Origin of the sequence: Flavobacterium sp. KACC 22761 (genome assembly GCF_034058155.1) — a bacterium.
Lineage (GTDB): Bacteria > Bacteroidota > Bacteroidia > Flavobacteriales > Flavobacteriaceae > Flavobacterium.
In genome coordinates, this window is the sequence record NZ_CP139148.1 from 4,758,986 (window position 1) to 4,777,442 (window position 18,457).

Here is an 18,457-nt window from a genome sequence, read left to right on the forward strand (position 1 = left end):
AAAGCCAACAGGTCATGATTTTAAAAATATGTCAGCCTTCCACGACTAACCAACATGGAAGACTGACATTCAACAACCTAATAACCAGGATTTTGTACCAGGTTTTTATTTGTAGTCAAAACGGTACTTGGAATTGGGAAAATTGCTCTGTATTTTTCAGTTGTACCTTTTTCCCACCAAGGCAAGAAGAATGTTCCAAAACGAATGTTATCAGTTCTTCTTCTTCCTTCAAAAGTAAATTCCTTAAGCAATTCTTGATCAATAAAATGAAGATCGATTGTTGCAGGCATTTCTTCGCCAGCACGTGCGGTAACTTGCTGTAAAAATGGTTTTGCCAAATCAGGAGATCCTAAACGAACATAACATTCAGCTTGCATCATCAAGATTTCGGCATAACGAATAACCACTAAATCGTGATCACGCTCCCACTGTTCACCTTCTTTCATTTCGTATTTGCCCAAACGAACTCCTTGATTGTCTTTTGCATCCGAAACACTATTTACTTCTTCAGTATAAGTCAATTTTTCACCATTGTCCATAATGATAACTTGTCCTGTAGCTAAGTTGATCTGATCGCCGGCAACCATACATTTTTTTCTTTTGTCGGTATCAGCAAAAGCAGAATAAACTCCGGGCTGTGCACACATTCCGTTTGCGCTCCAAGGATAATCTCCTGTTGCAGAAACTGTCAATTTATGCAAATAGTGGCAAGACATTGAGTTCATATAATTCCCAACAGTTCCTGCTTTTGAATCATAAGGAATTGCGAAAATGATTTCTGGCGACTTTTGATTTTCTGTAGCGAAATTGGCAAAGAAATCTGGTGTCAATGAATAACCGGAAACTTTTTGGCACATATTGATGCAATCTTGCCAACGTGCTTTTCCGATAAAAGCTTCAGAGTTAAGATATAATCTTGCTAATAAGGAATAGGCCACATTTTTTGTCATTTTAGAATACACAATGTTTGAATTCAAATGTGGAATTGCATCTGTCAATTCTTTTTCAACGAAATCATAAACCTGCTTTCTTGTTGAATTTGAAGGCAATGAAGTATCTTCAAAATTGGTTACAATCGGCACATTTCCAAAAGCATCTAAAAGATTATAGTAATAGTAAGCTCTTAATGCTTTTAATTCGGCATAAATTGGAGCTTTTGAAGTATCACTCAAAGACGATTTGTCGATTTGATAAATAATAGAGTTGATTTTAGCAATTCCAGTATAATTATAACGCCAAGCCGAAAGAATCATACGGTTATCTGCTTTCCAAGTATGTTTTTGCGCATCTTGATATTGCCCTCCATCGTACCAGTTTGTTCCTCTGGTAGGAATTGTAGCTTCATCAGAAACGGTTTCATTTAAAAAGAATACATATTCGCAAGTTGGGTAATTGTTTGATATTCCATCAGCGAATCCTCGTAGAGAAGAATAAGCCCCTCCTACCAGTGCATCAACTTCTTTGGAAGTATTTCCAAAATTTCCATCTTCTACTTTATCATACAAATCTTCACTTAAATCTGTACATGATATCGTAAAAAGCATGCTTATTAATATTGCTGCTGTTATTTTGATTTTCATTTGTTCTATTTTTGAGTTAATTCGCTTAGTTGTTAAACGTAAAATTTAATCCAACAGAAATTGTTGTTGGTCTAGGATAGTTGTTGTATCTGTCAATTCCCGGAGCTGCTAAACCTGTTTGATCCATAACACCGTTTCCATTAATTCCGTTTTGCGCATTTAAGCCAATTTCTGGATCAACACCTTTGTAGCCAGTTATTACAAAAAGATTTTCTCCCATTAGATACATTCTAAGTTTCGAACTTTTTAAACCGATTGGCAAAGTGTAACCAAAAGAAAGCGTTTGAAGTCTAAAGAAAGATGCATCTTCAATCCAGTAATCAGAATACTTCGGAGCAGATGTAATGCCACTTCCTAAGAAAGAATCTGGTACATTATAAGATGGCAACCTGTTTGGATCGTTAAGCATCATGTTTGTAGCGTTCAAAGCTTTTTGTCCAAACATTCCATAACCTGAAAATCCAAGGTCAAAATTTCCGTAAGTAAAATTCATCCCAATTCCCAAAGTCAAATCGGGCTGAATATTTCCTAAATCTGTTTTGTCTGCATCAACTAAAGCGCTTTCTGGCACTACAGTTCCTGCTGCATTATAATATTGGATTTTTCCATTTTCGTCAAGTCCTGCATTTCTAAAACCCCAGAAAGTTCCAACTGGGTAACCTTCAGCAATAATTTGTGAATATTGTCCAGACATACCTGCTAAACCGTGCAATGAACCGCTGTAAATCACATCAGTTTTATAGGTTGGATTAGAAAGTTTTTCGATTTTTTGAACGTTGTGCCCAAGTGTCAAATTAGCATCCCAAGAAAATTTTGATGATTTCATGATGTTTGCATTCAAAGTAAGCTCAACTCCTTTGTTTGACATTTCACCAACGTTTGCCAACATTGTTCCAACTAAATATGGTGGTTGAGGCACTTCATAAGTGTACAATAAATCTTTTGTTTGTTTAGAATACCACTCAAATGAACCTGAGATTCTGTTGAAAAGCGTAAAATCAAAACCTACGTTTAATTGCTCAGTAGATTCCCATTTCAAATCCGGATTTGGATTTTGTTGTGGCGAATAAGCCAAACTCCAAGTTCCTGTAACCGGATCGTAGTAACTGTCGTTTCCAACTCCTAAAATAGAAAGCGATTTGTATTCACCAATTCCGTCCTGATTCCCCGTTACACCATAACCTACTCTCAATTTCAAATTGTCAAGCCAGCCTTTTGTAGAACTCATGAAATCCTCGTTTGAAATTTTCCAAGCCACAGAAGCCGATGGGAAAGTTCCCCATTTATTGTTTTCTCCAAAACGGCTTGAACCGTCTCTTCTTACCGTTGCTGTCAACAAATATTTTCCGTCATAAGAATAATTTGCACGAGCATAAAACGAAACCAAGTTTGATTTTCCTTTATACGAATAAACATCTCCCAAACGATATTTGTAACCTGCACCTAAGTTATTATAGCTAAAAGCATCTGTTACGAAACCGCTTCTTTGTGCTCCGAAACCTTCGTAAATATTTTCTAAATAAGAATATCCGCCAAGTGCGCTAATAGTATGTTTGTCGATTACTTTATTATAATTCACATAAAGTTCGCCTTGCGCATTTGTATATTCTGCGTATGTTCTTTGTGCGTAACCACCTTCTGTAGTTCCTTCTAAAACTGCATAACTTGGTTTGTAAGTACCCCCTTTAACTGCATTGTGTTCCAAAGAAATATTGGCTACAGCCAAGAAATCATTCAAAAATTTAACCTCTGTTTTAAAATAACCCAAAAGTCTGTGTCTTTCATTATCAACCGTTCTATTAGTTAAAATTTCAACTGGATTGTAATAAAGATTACCTGCTACAGATGAAAATTCGCCTGTTGGTGTATAAACCGGAATTGTTGGATTTAAGTTATAGGCATTTTCAAAGATTCTGTAATCAATTGGATGCCATTTGTCAATATTTGCAAACAATCCCATATCAAATTTTACATCTTTGTTGTCACCAAGATATTGATATGCCGTAACGTTTCCGCTAAGTCTTTCTAAACCAGAATTTTTAATAACTCCTTCATTATTTAAATATGAAAGTGACGTTCTAAAGCCACTATCTGCTTTACCAGAATTGATTGTTAAAGTATGTGACTGAGAAATCGCTGTTTGCTCAATTGCTTTTTGCCAGTTTGTATTTGCACCGTAATCAACTGCATCATTATTTCCTGTAGTACGAACATAATTTCTCCATTGATTTGCTGACAAAAGATCTAAATTGTCATTTACATAACCAATGCTTGATAAACCGCTATACGTAACCGAAACACCTTTTGTTCCCGATTTTGTAGTAATAATGATAACTCCATTTGCTCCTCTTGAACCATAAATTGCCGTTGCCGAAGCATCTTTTAAAACGTCAACGCTTTTAATATCTGAAGGCTGAACAATGTTGATATCAACACCCGCGATTCCGTCAACAACAATTAAAGGATTGTTGCTAGCCGTTAAAGAAGTTCCTCCACGCAAACGCAATGTAGAACCCGCAGCAGGATCACCCGAAGGACGAATAATGCTTAATCCCGCAACTTTTCCTTGCAAAACCTGCTCTGTTGAAGAAATAGTTCCTTTTAGTAAATCATCAGCTTTTACAGTCGAAATCGCGCCTGTCAAATCTGATTTCTTTTGTGTTCCGTAACCAACAGCTACAACTTGAACTTCGGCCAATTGATAACCGTCGTTTTGCAAGCGAACATCAAGATTTTTTGTTGCCGATGTGATTTGGATTTTCTGATTTGTTGATCCAATAAAAGAAACTTCGATCGAACCTCCTACGGCTACCGTCAAAGTAAATTTCCCGTCAAAATCTGTTGTAGTGGCGTTTTTAGTTCCCACCTCTATTACCGAAGCTCCTGGCAATACAGTGCCTGTATTGTCATACACAGTTCCTGAAATCTGCTTTTTTTCCTGAGCAAACATTCCTGCCGAAAGAAAAAGCATGAAAATCATGAATACTGCAGTTTTAGTAGTCCACATTTGATGCAGGACTATTTTTTTATTTTTACTATTCATATGTCGTTATTTATAGTTTTTTATCGGTCATATGTAATTCGCATATCCATAATTGATTTAATGACCAATTTTTAGGTTATGCTCATTTCATTAGAATTGATGTTTTAATTTGATACTGAATTATTTGTCTAAAGTTTTAAGAGGTATTTTAGCATCAGAGATTGTTTTGTCTTTATTATCTTTTACCAAAACATGAATCTCGTTCAAACCTGTAATACCGTTAAGCTCTGAAACTAAATTGACAAATCCTTTTATCTCAGCCGTATTTCCAGCAAACTCACCAGAAATCACTTTGCTTCCCGCTGTAATGGTGTAGATTAATTTGTTTACACCCGGCTCATTATTTTTTCTAGACATTCCAAGAAAATCCTTTTGGCTGATTGCCGATGGAAAGTAGCTAAAACTTGGCGGTGGTGGCGGAATAAATTCGCCTGCATAAATAATTTGGTCACCAGAATTAGTAGTCCAATCTTTTGCAACCATCAAGAAAGTAATGTTTTCCATTACAAAACCAGCTGGTGGATTATAGTATTCTTGCGGAATCAAATCCATTCTATAGAAGCCATTACCTAAATCTTTCAATTTTGTTTTTTCAGATACTTCTGGAATCCAAGCTTGATATTCTTGCAAAACGGCCCAATTGTTCAAACCGCTATGAAAGTGGACACTCGGAACACCTGCAAAGCCATCTTTTAAATTAGAATTGAATAAAATACTAACTGGCTTATCAATCAAAGGTTTAGACGGATAAGATCTGATTAGCTCATTTGCAGTATAAAATGATGAAAAATCAGTGTACGGCATATTGGCAACATCAGTTTGTTTAGATCCGTTTTTGTTTTTCAAACGAAACCAAAATCCAGCACTTGCCGCAATTTCCTCAGGAGTTTTAGAGAAATATAATGTTGGTGTCAAAGTAAAACTCCACACTTTATTTCCTTCATATTTAAGTTTTGCAAAATCTGATGAGTTTTCCCAATGACCAGCATCTGGTTCAGATGGCGACCAAATCCAGATATAAACATCCTCAGTCTCCGCAAAAGTGGTTCCTGAAAGATCAAAGTACCACGTTACTTTTTCATCATATTTGTACACTACAGGAAATGATGACATAGTGCCTACAGCTCCAGCGGCTTCTTGCGCCTGCGTAAAATTAGGAGCCATCAATAGGGCAAGTAAAATTGTATATATAAATTTTTTCATATTGCTTTTTATTTAATAGCATTTAATTTAAACACATAAGACACAAACGGAGAACCTCCTGATGAACGAATCAATTGAAATTCCATTTCCTCGTTGTTTCCTGGTACTGACGATAATTTTAGTTCGTCTGTTTTTTGCGTTTTTTGCGCATCACTAAACAAATAGATTTTTGTTACGCCAAGATTTGTAGGCTGGAAATCTGAGCTTAAAGCCCAATATCCTTTTGGCGCAAATAATGGAGGCACATTTCCTGTTACCTCGTAACTTGTTGGCTGGTTCTTTTCATCTACGTTGAATTTAATTTTAAAATCTTCGTAGTTAAAATACGTGCTCAAGTTTTCTTCGCTTGGATCGATCTTGTTTGCTTTCGCAACTTCATCAACCATTTTCAAGTTTGTCAATCCCCAATTTCCATTTACTTTTTCATAAAGGGTAATCGGATCAACGTAGCTTCCGTCGTCTGTATTATCACAGCCAGTGGCCATTAAACCCAAAACAACAGCTAACCAATAAATACTTTTACATCTCATAAATTTGTGGTTTGTTTGTTAGTTTTTCTGTCTCATTAAAGACATGACGAAACTAGATGTTAAATAAATCTAAAAAAAAATGTCTGAGAAAAATCAAGATGTAATTGAAAGATTTTTAAGTACAAACCACTAATAATCAATATTTTAACTATTTTTAAAAATTCAAAAAATCAAGATGTTGTTTAGACTAAAATGAGCCTCTAAATGATGGCAAATATGACAATATGAAAATTAAACAGGATATTTTTTTCACTATGCATATATATAATTGGTTTTTATTGTATAATTGCAAATAATTTGACAGCTTTTAACATTTATATCTTATTTTTGGATGCTCAACCTAAATTTATAGCTTTGTTTTAACGAAGTTTTCAAGATCTAAAAAGTTGTTTCATAAGCCCGCTCAAGCTTATCCCGAATTAAAAAACGAATTAACTCGAACAAACTAAAAAAAGTTTTTTTACCCTAAACCAACAAAAAACCATGCAAAGAATCTTAATTCTATGTTTTCTTATTGCAGGTTTTTCTCTCGCTGCGAAAGAGACAAACCCTGTTTTAGAAGAATTAGATAAAACGCTTCTCAAAAAAGACGTTTATTTAAAGCAGAAATATCGAAAGATTGAAGCTTTAAAACGAAACGTTTCAAAATATACGGTGAGCCAAAACAGCGAAGGCCTTTATAACACTTATATGTCATTATTTGATGAATATAAATCGTTTAAATATGACTCTGCTTATTATTATTTGGAAGAAGCAAAAATCAAGGCCATTGTTTTAAAAGACCCAAAATTTTTGGCGAAAAGCCGAATCAAAGAAGGTTTTGTGCTTCTTTCCTCTGGATTATTTAAAGAAGCCATTGACACTTTAAATGTCATTGATGATCAAAAATTGGATATAAAAAACAAATTTGAATATTATAACATCAAAGCCCGCGCATACTACGATTTAGCCGATTATAATAAAGATCAGCGATTTAACATTCATTATGTGCAACAAGGGAATCATTTTTTGAAAAAAGCTTTAGAATTAATTGGAACCAACAGCAATGAATATTGGGCCGCCGAAAGCTTGAAAAGATTAAAACAACAAGATTGGCGTGGCGCCGAATTTGCGTTCAGCTATTGGATTAACAATTACAATCTTCCGCCAGATTATTACGGAATTGCAACTTCAAGTCTTGGCTATATTTATTCCGAAAGAGGTTATACGAAAAAAGCAATTGAATATCTCGCTTTGGCCGCAATTGCCGACGTAAAAAATGCAACAAAAGAAACTGTCGCGCTCCGAAATCTAGCCAATGAACTCTTTAAAATGGGCTATTTGGACAAAGCCAATGAATATATCAATATTGCAATGGACGATGCGACTTTCTACAATGCAAGGCATCGAAAAATCGAAATTTCGTCGATTTTGCCGATTATTGAAAAAGCGCAACTGAATAATGTAAAGGAGAAAAATGACAAACTAGAAAGAATCATTATTCTGCTGACCATATTGACTTTTATAATTGTATTGTTCTCCATTATTATTTTCAAACAATTAAAAGAAAGAAATAAAGCCCGTAAAATAATGGCTTCGTCGTATGCGCAACTTCAGGAAATGAACATTAGCTTAAGCGAGGCAAATGCTATTAAAGAGGAATATATTACGTATTTTATTAAAGCAACTTCTGCTTTCATCAACAAAATTGATCATATTCAAAAAAGTACGCTTCATAAAATCATTACCAAAAAAACGGATGAAGTTATTGCGAGTTTAAAACGCTATAATGTGAAAGAAGAACGCGAAAACTTGTTTCATCAATTTGACGAGATTTTCTTGAAACTGTTCCCGACTTTCGTGACCGATTTTAATAATTTGTTTCCAAATGATCATAAATGCATTGTCAAAAAAGGCGAACTTTTAAATACCGAATTAAGGATTTTTGCCCTCTACCGATTGGGAATTCAGGACAGCAATCAAATGGCAGAATTCCTGGAACTTTCTGTAGCTACCATTTACACCTACAAAACCAGAATTAAAAGCAAATCAGATTTTAAAGATACTTTTGAAGAGAAGATCATGGCGATTAAGACTATTTAAGGTTCTGAGATGCTAAGGTTCTAATTTTTTTGCCACTAATTACACGAATTTTCACAAATTTTTATTTCTAAGTAATTCGTGAAAATTCGTGTAATTAGTGGCAAACTTTTTTTATTCAACAGTTTCTAACTGCAAAATCATATTTTGATAATATTTGCTGAGCGAAAACAACTGCTCCACAAAAATTATAACCGCGAGCGGAATAAAGAAAAATATCGTCAAATTTTCTTCATACAAAAAGAAAGTTGTAATCATGAGAATTCGGGCATATTCGAGATAATAAATCCATTTGCGCTGTTCTAGCAAAGCACCACAATTTATCAATGTGATTATGATAACCAACAAAACAAAAACTTTATCGAGCGTATGCAACAAATCAAAATAATAGGTAAAAGCAGTCAAAATCAAAGTACAGATCCCGAGTTGTATATAAAGATAATTTCGAAAACGAAGCCTTTGATTCGGATTGCTTTTATCCTGAAGAAAACGCTTTTCTAATATTGGGCGAATGTCTTGGTCCATATTTGCCGGACTTCCAAAAACGGCTTTCCACCGCGCTTTAAATCCTTTTGAGCGTTTCCATAATTCATAAATCTCAAAATAATAATGAAAATGCTGCCATAGAAAACTATAGCTTTTTAATGGATGTGTCAAACCATATTTCGGCTTTTCTTCTTCTTCTTGAAAAGTCCCAAAAAGACGATCCCAAAACGTGAACATATCACCATAATTTTTGTCCAAATATTTTTCATCAGAAGCATGATGCACGCCGTGAACAGAAGGCGTTACAAAAACATATTCCAGCCATTTTATTCTGCCAATTACTTGTGTATGCGTAAAAAACGAATACGCTCCGTGAACAATCAGCATCGTGATTACCATTGCTGGATGAAAGCCTATAAAAGGAAGTACACACCAAAAACCAGTTCTAATTATCGCTTGAAAAGTGGTAATTCTGGCTGCTGCCGTAAAATTAAATTCCTCACTATGATGGTGCACAATATGTGCCGCCCAAAAAAAGTTGACTTCGTGCCCTAATCGATGGTACCAATACCAGACAAAATCTGTAGCGAGAATGAGTCCCAGCCAAACCAAAAAATTGCTTGGAATATCAAAAAGCTTGTAATTATTATAAATGAAATAATAGAGCTGATAAAAACTTGCTGCAATAAATAAATTAATTAAACGCTCTGCAATACCAATACTGATATTAGAAACCGAACTTTCATAATTGAAAATTTCCGGCTTTTTTTTATGTTGTGCGAGTTTATATTCTAAAAACAAAAACAGAAAAAAAGCTGGCATTGCAAAAGCAAGAAAATTAATGTGTTCCATTGTTTGAAATTTCTTTTTATTCTTAAAAAACTAAAATACAATTCGTTATAAAACTAAAGATAAAGACGTTTTCATGTATTGATTCATTTTTAAAATGATATCAACTAATTGAAAACGACCTTTATCTTTACAACCAAACCTTTAATTTTGTTTAAATTTTGGAGCTTCTAGCGCTACTTCTTTTACAGACTGTGTGTCAGCAACTTTTTGCAAAGCGAGAATGTAAGCGGCAATTCTTGGCGTAACATTATGTTTCAACGCTGTTCTGAAAACGGTTTCAAAACCTTTTTCCAAAATATCTTCCAAACGTGTATTGATTTGATGAATTCTCCAAGATTCTAAAAGCGAATTCTGAAGCCATTCAAAATACGAAACCGTCACACCTCCAGCATTTGCTAAAATATCTGGAACAACCAAAACATTGTTTTCGTGCAGAATTTTATCCGCATCAGATGAAACTGGACCATTTGCACCTTCCACAATAATTTTCGCACGAATAGCAGCAGCATTATTTTGAGTAATTACATCTTCTTTTGCAGCCGGAATCAAAACATCAACATCCAACAATAATAATTCCTCATGCTTAATTGCAACCGAATTTGGATATCCTTTTATGCTTTTGTTGTTCAAATTATAGTACAAAATAAGCTCCGGAATATTGATTCCGTCCGGATTATAAAAAGCTTCATTTACGTCACTAACAGCCACAATTTTCAATCCTTTTTCAAATAAAAATAAAGCCGAATGCAATCCAACATTTCCAAAACCTTGAATGGCAACTGTAGATCTAGCAGGTCTTAATCTTAACTTTTGAAGCGCCAATAAAGTGATAATACTAACGCCTCTTCCCGTTGCTTCTACTCTGCCCAAAGATCCTCCAGAATGCAAATGTTTGCCAGTAACTACAGCATGAATTGTTTTGCCATGAACGATTGAAAATTCATCCATCAACCAGCCCATTTCATCTGGCCCAGTTCCCATATCCGGCGCCGGAACATCTTTCTCTGGTCCAAAAATATCGGACAATGCTTTAGTATAAGCTCTTGTAATTCTTTCCAATTCGGTTTTAGAAAGCGTTTTTGGGTCGCAAATAATACCGCCTTTTGCTCCTCCGAAAGGAATTCCCGTTACGGCCGATTTCCAAGTCATCCACGCCGCCAAAGCTTTCACTTCGTCAAGATTTACGGCGGTATCATATCGAATTCCTCCTTTTGAAGGACCAAGTGCCGTATTGTGAATTACGCGGTATCCTTCAAAATTCTGTTCTTTTCCATTATCTAATGTAATCGAAAAATTCACCACAATTTGTTTTTCAGGACGCTGCAGTTTCAGCCTTATTGATTCTTCTAAATTTAGAATATCGGCTGCTATATTAAAACGATCAATCATCGATTGAAACGGATTCTGTTTTATAATTTCTGAACTCATCTTTTTAAGTTTTAAAATGTTAGTTTTTGATTTGGGACATCAAATTAAATTCTCGTGAAATAAAATCGGCAATAACTGCAGGTACAACACGGAATTTTCATCAAGCAACAAGGCATCATAATATTAGTGTTTCGATTTGATCTCATATTTATGGTTATTAATAGTTCTAAAAAAAGCCTTTCATTGGTGCATGAAAGGCTAAAAAAAAAAATAACTAACAAGTACTTTCTCTATTAACGCCATTTCATCGCGTGGTTTGACATGCAGCACATCGTCAAGCTGCATATAAACGGGATGATATTTAGACTATAGTTTTTCATTGTTGAAGCAAATTTATAAATATATTTTATAAATTCTATCGAATTAGTAGAGTTAATTTTAAAAACTTTTGAAATTATTTTAAAAACACTTGTAAATTAGGGATTTACAGATTAAAAAAATATCAGCTTAATTGCGAGAAAACAATAAAAACAATCGCAATTAAAGCCAAAGCAATGCCTATAAAGTTGATTTTTGATAATTTTTCCTTGAAAAAAAGTAGGCCAACAAGACTTCCTAAAACAATTACGCCCATATTCATTCCGGCAAAAACCGTAGATGGATTTTCAGCGAATGCTTTATGCGCTTTCAAATAAAATAATATATTTCCGAAGTTAAAAATTCCGACCAAGGCGCCAAAAAGAATGTTTTTTGACTGAAATTTTTCCTTTCTCAGAACCACATTATAAAGTACAATCAGCAAAGAAACAGCTAAAGAAATATCAAAAACTACAAACAAAGAAGTTGTGTAAGGCAAAACGGTATAAAGCGCAATTTGCTTAAAAAGGATATCAATAATTCCAAATCCGAAAAAAACGACCAACGGATAAATCCATTTGTTTCCATCGTTTGCCGTTTGTTTTTTTAAGATAAACAAAAGTGCCAAAAAGCCAATTATCAATCCAATAACTTTATATAAATTAAAATCTTCTTTAAAAATAAGCCAAGCGGCAATTATTGGAATAAATAGTGATAAACGTTGCGCTGCATCTGTTTTAACGATTCCCATATATTTTATAGAAGAAAACAAAAACAGAAAAACAATTGGCAATAAAATCCCAACCACAACATAAATGTTCCAAAGAACCCGGCCCCCACAATAACCACCGTACAACTTCATCCAACACCACACTACACCCTACCACACTTCACAACTTATAACCACCAATCCTTACCAACAAATCCAATCCAATCCAACATAAACTTTATCAAAATCCTCACTACTTACCCATCCCCATCAACACCCCTCCAACCCCACTCTAAAACAAAAATCCATCACCCCAACTCCAAAACACTCCACAACATCACAACAAACATCAAAAAACCAAACTACACCCCATCATCACAAACTAACTCCCACCACCCCACAACCAAACCAACAATCCCACCCAAATCCAACACCAAACCCCCCCCCCCCCACCCACCCAACAACCCCCCCCACACCAACCAAATCCACCAACTCCACCCCAATACCCACCCCCACAACACAAACACCCCCATCCCCCCACCAACTCAAAAACCAACCTACATCCCTACCACTCCCCCCCCCCACCCCCACACCTCACTCCAAAATCCCAACCACAAACAATACCAACCACCCCCCCACCCAACCACACCAACCCACCACCCCACAACCAACACCACCAACCCCCACACCACCCAACCACACCACCCAACCAAACACCCCCACACCCCACCCACAACCCACACAACCCCCACCAACCACACAACCCCAAACACCAACACCCACCCCCACAACACACCCACAAACCCACCCCCACCACCACAACCCACACCCACCCCACCACCACCCCACCACACCACAACCCACACACCCCCACCCACACCCCACCCACCCCACACCCCCACCAACACCCACCCCAACCACAAACACCACCCACCACACCCACACCCAAACCCCACCACAACCCACCCAACCACCCCCACCCACCCCACACCACAACCCCCCACCACAACCCCCCACAACCCACAACCCACCACAACCCCCCAACACCCCACCCCACACCACCCCCCACCCCACCCAACCACCCCCCACACAACCCCCCACCACCCCACACCACCACCCCACAACACCACAACCAACACCCCACACCCCCACACCAACACCACAACCCCACCCCACCACCCCCAACACCACCCACCCCACACCAACAACCCACCCCAACCACACCCACCACCAAACAACCCCACCCCACACCAACCCCCAAACCACCACACAACCCCCCCCACCAAACCCACAACCACCCCACCAACACCCACCCACCAACCACAACACCACAAACCACACCACCCCCCACAACCACCCCAACACCCCCACCCCCACAACCACAAACCACCCACCAACACACCACACAACAACCCCCACCCACACCCAACACCCCCAAACACCACACAACCCCCACCCACAACCCACACCCAACCCCCAACCACACCACCCAACAACCCCCACCACCAACCCACAACACCCAAACACCCACCCAACAACCCACCACACCACACACCCCCCCACCACAAACCACACAACCACACCCCAACCCCACAAACCCACCCACCACCCCCCCACAAAAACCCAACCACAACCACCCCCAAACAACCACCACCTCCACCACCCACAAACCCACCCCACCCCCCACAAACAACACCACCACCAACCCCCCCAAACAAACACCAAACACCAACACACCCACCAAACCACCCCCAACCACCACTCACCACACAACCAACACAACCACCCAAACACCAACAACCACCCCAAAACAACCACCCACCAACCCCCACAACCAACACCCCAACACCAACAACACCACCAACCACACCCAACCAACCACCCCCCAAACCCCACCCCCCAACCAACACCAACAACAACCCACAACCCACCAAACAACACCACAAAAAACCCACACACAACACACCCCCACCAAACCCCCCCACACAACACCCACCAACACCCCACCCCAACACAACCAACCCACCCCACAACCCACCAAAACCACACAAACCCACCAACCCCCACACCACCCACCAACACACCACACCCCCACAACCAAACACCCACCATCAACCTCAAACACCAACCACCAACCCCCACAAACTACACACCCCACCCACCACCCTCCCCCACACCCCAACCACACCACCACCACAAAAATCCACCAACACACATCAACCCACACACCCAAAAACTCAACACAACCACCTCAACCCACTACACACCACTCAAAACCCCCCACAAACCAACAATCCCCCCAACCAACCCTAACACCCCACAAAACTCTAACACCAACACCAACCCAAACACAACCCCAAACACACCCCACAACCACACAACACCCAAACCACCCACCAAAACAAAACTAAACCCCCCCCACAACACCACAAAATAAATAACCAACCCACAACACCCAAACACACCACCACACCACCCAATCAACCACCCACAATCCATCAACCAAACACCAACCCAACCCACACCCCACACTCCTAAATATTACCACTCACAACCCACAACCCCCCTGTATATATATATATAACCAAAATACCTCCCCTTATTCAATCTATCATTCTCCTACAATATCTCTGCATCTAATAACCACACTCACACTCTATCAATAGACTCACACCCCAACTAAAACAAATCTACACACCACACACTTCCACACAACCCAACTCACTCACACACAAACCGACTAATTCTTCATCATTACAACAAAACAATAACCACCCCAAAACTACAACATCCTTCACCCCATATCTCTCTCATCAAAAAATCCCAATAGATATAACCTCACACTTCACTACCTACCCCCATAGATAGAGATAGATATAGATACCATCCCTCCCTAATATAATAAATTAAAATATACCTCACACACGCGCACCAATACACAACTATACTCTCTCTCACTCTCACTCTCTACTAGCGAGAGCTCTATATCGTATATGTAGGATATCACCCCCAACCATCTAAACAAATTTAACTCTTACTCTCACAACCCTCCCAACCAATAATATACAAAACTGGATTACGTAAGGATATGAATATATCATTAAGTACCAATTATGCACAATCCACAATAGGAAAATATACTTCTTCAGCAGAGGTAAATTTTAATGTCAAATTTAACAGCACAGTATGTGAATTATTCTTTTCGAGCGAAAAAAATGTTAAAGCAGTTCATGGGTTCAATGTCACAGATTAAAATAATTAAAAATTTCCAACCCAAGCAGCCACTATGCGTCAAAGATGCGAGATATGCGCTATAGCTTCTTATCTATTAAGCTTCATGGTCATTTATTAAAATGAATTGCCTTAAAGAAATAACAAAAACATACATATGTACTTTAATGCCAATTGTTAAAACGGATGGCAGCGTCTTAACATACCAAGACACAGTTGCAGTAATTTATTATAAAAATTACACATTATATGAATTCGAAGAAGTTAAAAACTTTTTTACTGATACTATACTTGAAAAAAAAACCATTGAAAATCGCTATTTATTACAATACAAAAAAGAAATATACGGATATTATTATGATTCAATAGACGCTCAAGAAGGCAAAAGAATTAGAGTAGATTCATTATTACGCAAAAGAGCAGGTTATGGGCAAAGTCTCTACTTACCTGCAAAGATGGTATTAATCAATTCTCAAAAAAATAAAGGGGAATATGAATTAATAGAAAAATACAAGTGCAAAGTGAAAAAAGATTTTACATATCCTGATACATTAATTGTTTACTATACAAATAAACTAAAGCATGTGGATTTTACATTATCTAATATATTGGACTCTGTCAAAAAAATTAAGGTGCAAAAAACGAGGGTTCTTTTTAATCCGCAATTCATTGGTGATTATCCAAAAAAATATCCAGCTTATGAATTCAATCGTGAACTAAAAGAAGATACGATTGCTAATCTTGAAAAATACAAACGATTTATAGATGAAAAAAGAAAAAATAGATAAGCTTAAAAATAAAAGAAAATGGAAAAATATTTCGATAATTTAGAGATTGGATTACTTATTTGGCAAATTATTTTTATTGTGTTTCAGATAGCAACCCTATATTTATTATTTCTAGCTATAAAATTTTTAAAAAGAAAATTAAAAGAATAATTTATAGATAAAAAAAACAAAAAAGAGATAAGCCTAAAATGTCTAATTCTTAAAAAGCAAAATTATGGAAAACTCATTCGACCTATTCTATTTTGTTACATTGATTTGGCAATTTATAGTAATAGGATATCACATGTTTGTTTTATACGTTTTGTATTTATTGTTCAAATTCTTAAAAAAGAATTCATAACAAGAAATAAAAAATTATGGTACTAAATAAATAATCAAAGAAGTTGCTCAAATCCAGCAATTTCTTTGATTTTTTTGTTCCAAACTTACTCAGCATCCTAAATGATCGATCTTGATGATAAAAAAACTATTTCCTATAAACCTCCATAACTTACTTTTTTATTTTTTGCTTTTTCTTCCTTTATTGCATTTCTGGGGTGCAGGCAGAATGTACATAAAACCAATTTTTCTCATTACGGTTAGCCTTACTGCTATTCTTTTTTTTAATAAAGCGAAATTGTTATTTCCAAATATTTGGACAAGTTTAGTAATTCAGTTGCTTATTTTATTCGCTTTTTCAAAGTTTTATTTTAATTGGGAAATTCAAATAATTCCTTATGTATACCTTTTGGCATTATTCCTATTTTATAAAATAGCAGTATTTTTTTTATCTTCCAACAAAAGTTCACATAAAACTATTTCGATAATTAGGATCTATATACTATTAATTTCAATAGAAATAGGACTTTTTATGTTTTCAGAAAAAATTACTTTTTTAAAGTTTTATCCAAATGAAAGCATTTTTTCTATTCTACTAGCAACGCATTTACTTTTTATTTTTCCACACTTAAAAAGATATAGCGAGCGTTTTGCAAAAACTAAAAAACTTCAAAATACATTAATAATTTGTTATTTTCTTTTATGCTATACTCTCCTATTTTACACAAAAGGAAGAGCCGGTATATTAGGTTTTACCATCGCCAATATTGCTTTAAACTATGGCTACTTGAAATCAAAAATTGGTTACTGGAAAGGAATAATTATTGTCTTATGTTTATTACTGGTATTGTTCAATTATAAAAGCAATTCCTCGAGCGGTCGTATATTAATCTACAAAGTTATTGCAACTCAATTAGAACCAAATGAAATTATTACAGGAATAGGCTATAGTAAATTTAAAGTGAAATATAATCTACTACAGGCAAAATATTTTTCAGACAAATCAATTGATAGTAGTGAGGCTTTATTGGCAAGTAATACAACATATATGTTTAACGACTCGTTGCAGCTTATAATTGAAATTGGGTTAATAGGTCTCATTATTCTATGCTTTCTAATTATTAAACTTATAATTCTATTAAAACGAAATTATAATTCCCTTGAAGAAAGACCAATTTTAAACGGTGCTTATTTAAGTGTTGTTTGTATTGTCATTAGTTCCTTATTTTCTTATCCTTTTCAAATCACGGGCATTTTACTCCATTTTTTGTTTTGCATTGCTATCATTGTTCATTCAAACCCTTTAGAAAAAACGTTTAAACGTACTATTTTAGCACAAAAATCTAACTTAATTATTGCAGGAACTGCATTACTATCAAGTACTTTTTCCCTTTTATTTTTTGGATTAGAATCGTTTAAATTCTATATAAAATTAAATGAAGCAATCAAATATTCAAATTTGGGATTTAGGAAAAAAGCAATTCAAACCTATCACAAAATATCGAATAACTCCATTGAAGATAGCGATGTTCTATACAACTACGCAGATGAATTATCCAAAGTCAATAAAATAGATTCTGCATTGATTGTTCTACATCAATCATCATATTATCTAAATAATGACAAAAGCGCTTTATTGATGGGAAATCTACTTGAAGCAAAAAGAATGTTTTCAGAAGCTGAGAAAAATTATAAAGAAGCCATTTTTATGAACCCTAAATTATTTATCAATAGAGCTTCATTATTTAAGTTTTACTATGAAACCAAACAATATAAAAAAGCACAATATTGGGGAAACTCTATATTAAATATGCCAATAAAAGTTCATTCACAGGCTATTATTGATGTTAAAAATGAAACTAAAAAACTAATGTTAGAAATTAAAACCAAATAACCAATTACAACAAAACCCA

Annotated in this window: 11 protein-coding genes; 4 read left to right on the forward strand and 7 right to left on the reverse strand. The window is 36.2% G+C overall.

The features are described 5' to 3' along the window. Positions 1–77 precede the first annotated feature (77 nt). The 4 genes from SCB73_RS20000 to SCB73_RS20015 form a co-directional block, all read right to left on the reverse strand. Positions 78–1,580 carry a RagB/SusD family nutrient uptake outer membrane protein gene (locus tag SCB73_RS20000; protein WP_320567948.1) on the reverse strand — a complete coding sequence of 501 codons (1,503 nt, stop codon included), beginning with the start codon at positions 1,578–1,580 and terminating at the stop codon, positions 78–80. 25 nt (positions 1,581–1,605) lie between these two features. Continuing rightward, positions 1,606–4,623: a SusC/RagA family TonB-linked outer membrane protein gene (locus SCB73_RS20005; RefSeq protein WP_320567949.1), complete on the reverse strand. Its 3,018-nt coding sequence runs from the start codon at positions 4,621–4,623 to the stop codon at positions 1,606–1,608. Between the two features lie 120 nt (positions 4,624–4,743). Next, the gene (locus SCB73_RS20010) at positions 4,744–5,826 is read right to left on the reverse strand and encodes a hypothetical protein (protein WP_320567950.1); all 1,083 of its coding nucleotides are present in this window, start codon (positions 5,824–5,826) and stop codon (positions 4,744–4,746) included. Positions 5,827–5,834: 8 nt separating this feature from the next. Next, positions 5,835–6,356, reverse strand: a complete 522-nt coding sequence (locus SCB73_RS20015; protein ID WP_320567951.1) for a DUF5004 domain-containing protein — start codon at positions 6,354–6,356, stop codon at positions 5,835–5,837. 483 nt (positions 6,357–6,839) lie between these two features. Between SCB73_RS20015 and SCB73_RS20020 the strand changes: the two genes are divergently transcribed. Further along, positions 6,840–8,438, forward strand: coding sequence for a DUF6377 domain-containing protein (locus SCB73_RS20020; protein ID WP_320567952.1), 1,599 nt, complete (start codon positions 6,840–6,842; stop codon positions 8,436–8,438). 111 nt (positions 8,439–8,549) lie between these two features. On the opposite strand, the gene SCB73_RS20025 is transcribed toward SCB73_RS20020, so the two are convergent. The 3 genes from SCB73_RS20025 to SCB73_RS20035 all read right to left on the reverse strand — a co-directional run bounded on the left by SCB73_RS20025 (position 8,550) and on the right by SCB73_RS20035 (position 12,360). After that, entirely contained in the window at positions 8,550–9,773 is a 1,224-nt protein-coding gene (locus SCB73_RS20025; protein WP_320567953.1) for a sterol desaturase family protein, read from the reverse strand. Positions 9,774–9,914: 141 nt separating this feature from the next. Next, on the reverse strand, positions 9,915–11,201 hold the full coding sequence (locus SCB73_RS20030) for a Glu/Leu/Phe/Val family dehydrogenase (RefSeq protein ID WP_320567954.1): 1,287 nt from the start codon (positions 11,199–11,201) through the stop codon (positions 9,915–9,917). A 442-nt stretch (positions 11,202–11,643) separates the two neighbouring features. Beyond that, a complete protein-coding gene (locus SCB73_RS20035; RefSeq protein ID WP_320567955.1) occupies positions 11,644–12,360 on the reverse strand; it encodes a DMT family transporter in 717 nt (238 codons plus the stop codon). A 3,245-nt stretch (positions 12,361–15,605) separates the two neighbouring features. On the opposite strand from SCB73_RS20035, the gene SCB73_RS20040 reads away from it, so the two are divergent. The 3 genes from SCB73_RS20040 (at position 15,606) to SCB73_RS20050 (ending at position 18,438) form a co-directional block, all read left to right on the forward strand. After that, positions 15,606–16,226, forward strand: coding sequence for a hypothetical protein (locus SCB73_RS20040; RefSeq protein ID WP_320567956.1), 621 nt, complete (start codon positions 15,606–15,608; stop codon positions 16,224–16,226). A gap of 18 nt (positions 16,227–16,244) precedes the next feature. Continuing rightward, complete coding sequence (locus tag SCB73_RS20045; protein WP_320567957.1) at positions 16,245–16,376, forward strand: hypothetical protein; 132 nt, start codon at positions 16,245–16,247, stop codon at positions 16,374–16,376. A 304-nt stretch (positions 16,377–16,680) separates the two neighbouring features. After that, on the forward strand, positions 16,681–18,438 hold the full coding sequence (locus tag SCB73_RS20050) for a tetratricopeptide repeat protein (RefSeq protein WP_320567958.1): 1,758 nt from the start codon (positions 16,681–16,683) through the stop codon (positions 18,436–18,438). The last annotated feature ends 19 nt before the right edge of the window (positions 18,439–18,457 follow it).

Bases quoted from the DNA above. Each gene is read 5' to 3' on its own strand.
- SCB73_RS20000 (WP_320567948.1), bottom strand. From the start codon at position 1,580: ATGAAAATCAAAATAACAGCAGCAATATTAATAAGCATGCTTTTTACG.
- SCB73_RS20005 (WP_320567949.1), bottom strand. From the start codon at position 4,623: ATGAATAGTAAAAATAAAAAAATAGTCCTGCATCAAATGTGGACTACT.
- SCB73_RS20010 (WP_320567950.1), bottom strand. From the start codon at position 5,826: ATGAAAAAATTTATATATACAATTTTACTTGCCCTATTGATGGCTCCT.
- SCB73_RS20015 (WP_320567951.1), bottom strand. From the start codon at position 6,356: ATGAGATGTAAAAGTATTTATTGGTTAGCTGTTGTTTTGGGTTTAATG.
- SCB73_RS20020 (WP_320567952.1), top strand. From the start codon at position 6,840: ATGCAAAGAATCTTAATTCTATGTTTTCTTATTGCAGGTTTTTCTCTC.
- SCB73_RS20025 (WP_320567953.1), bottom strand. From the start codon at position 9,773: ATGGAACACATTAATTTTCTTGCTTTTGCAATGCCAGCTTTTTTTCTG.
- SCB73_RS20030 (WP_320567954.1), bottom strand. From the start codon at position 11,201: ATGAGTTCAGAAATTATAAAACAGAATCCGTTTCAATCGATGATTGAT.
- SCB73_RS20035 (WP_320567955.1), bottom strand. From the start codon at position 12,360: ATGAAGTTGTACGGTGGTTATTGTGGGGGCCGGGTTCTTTGGAACATT.
- SCB73_RS20040 (WP_320567956.1), top strand. From the start codon at position 15,606: ATGCCAATTGTTAAAACGGATGGCAGCGTCTTAACATACCAAGACACA.
- SCB73_RS20045 (WP_320567957.1), top strand. From the start codon at position 16,245: ATGGAAAAATATTTCGATAATTTAGAGATTGGATTACTTATTTGGCAA.
- SCB73_RS20050 (WP_320567958.1), top strand. From the start codon at position 16,681: ATGATAAAAAAACTATTTCCTATAAACCTCCATAACTTACTTTTTTAT.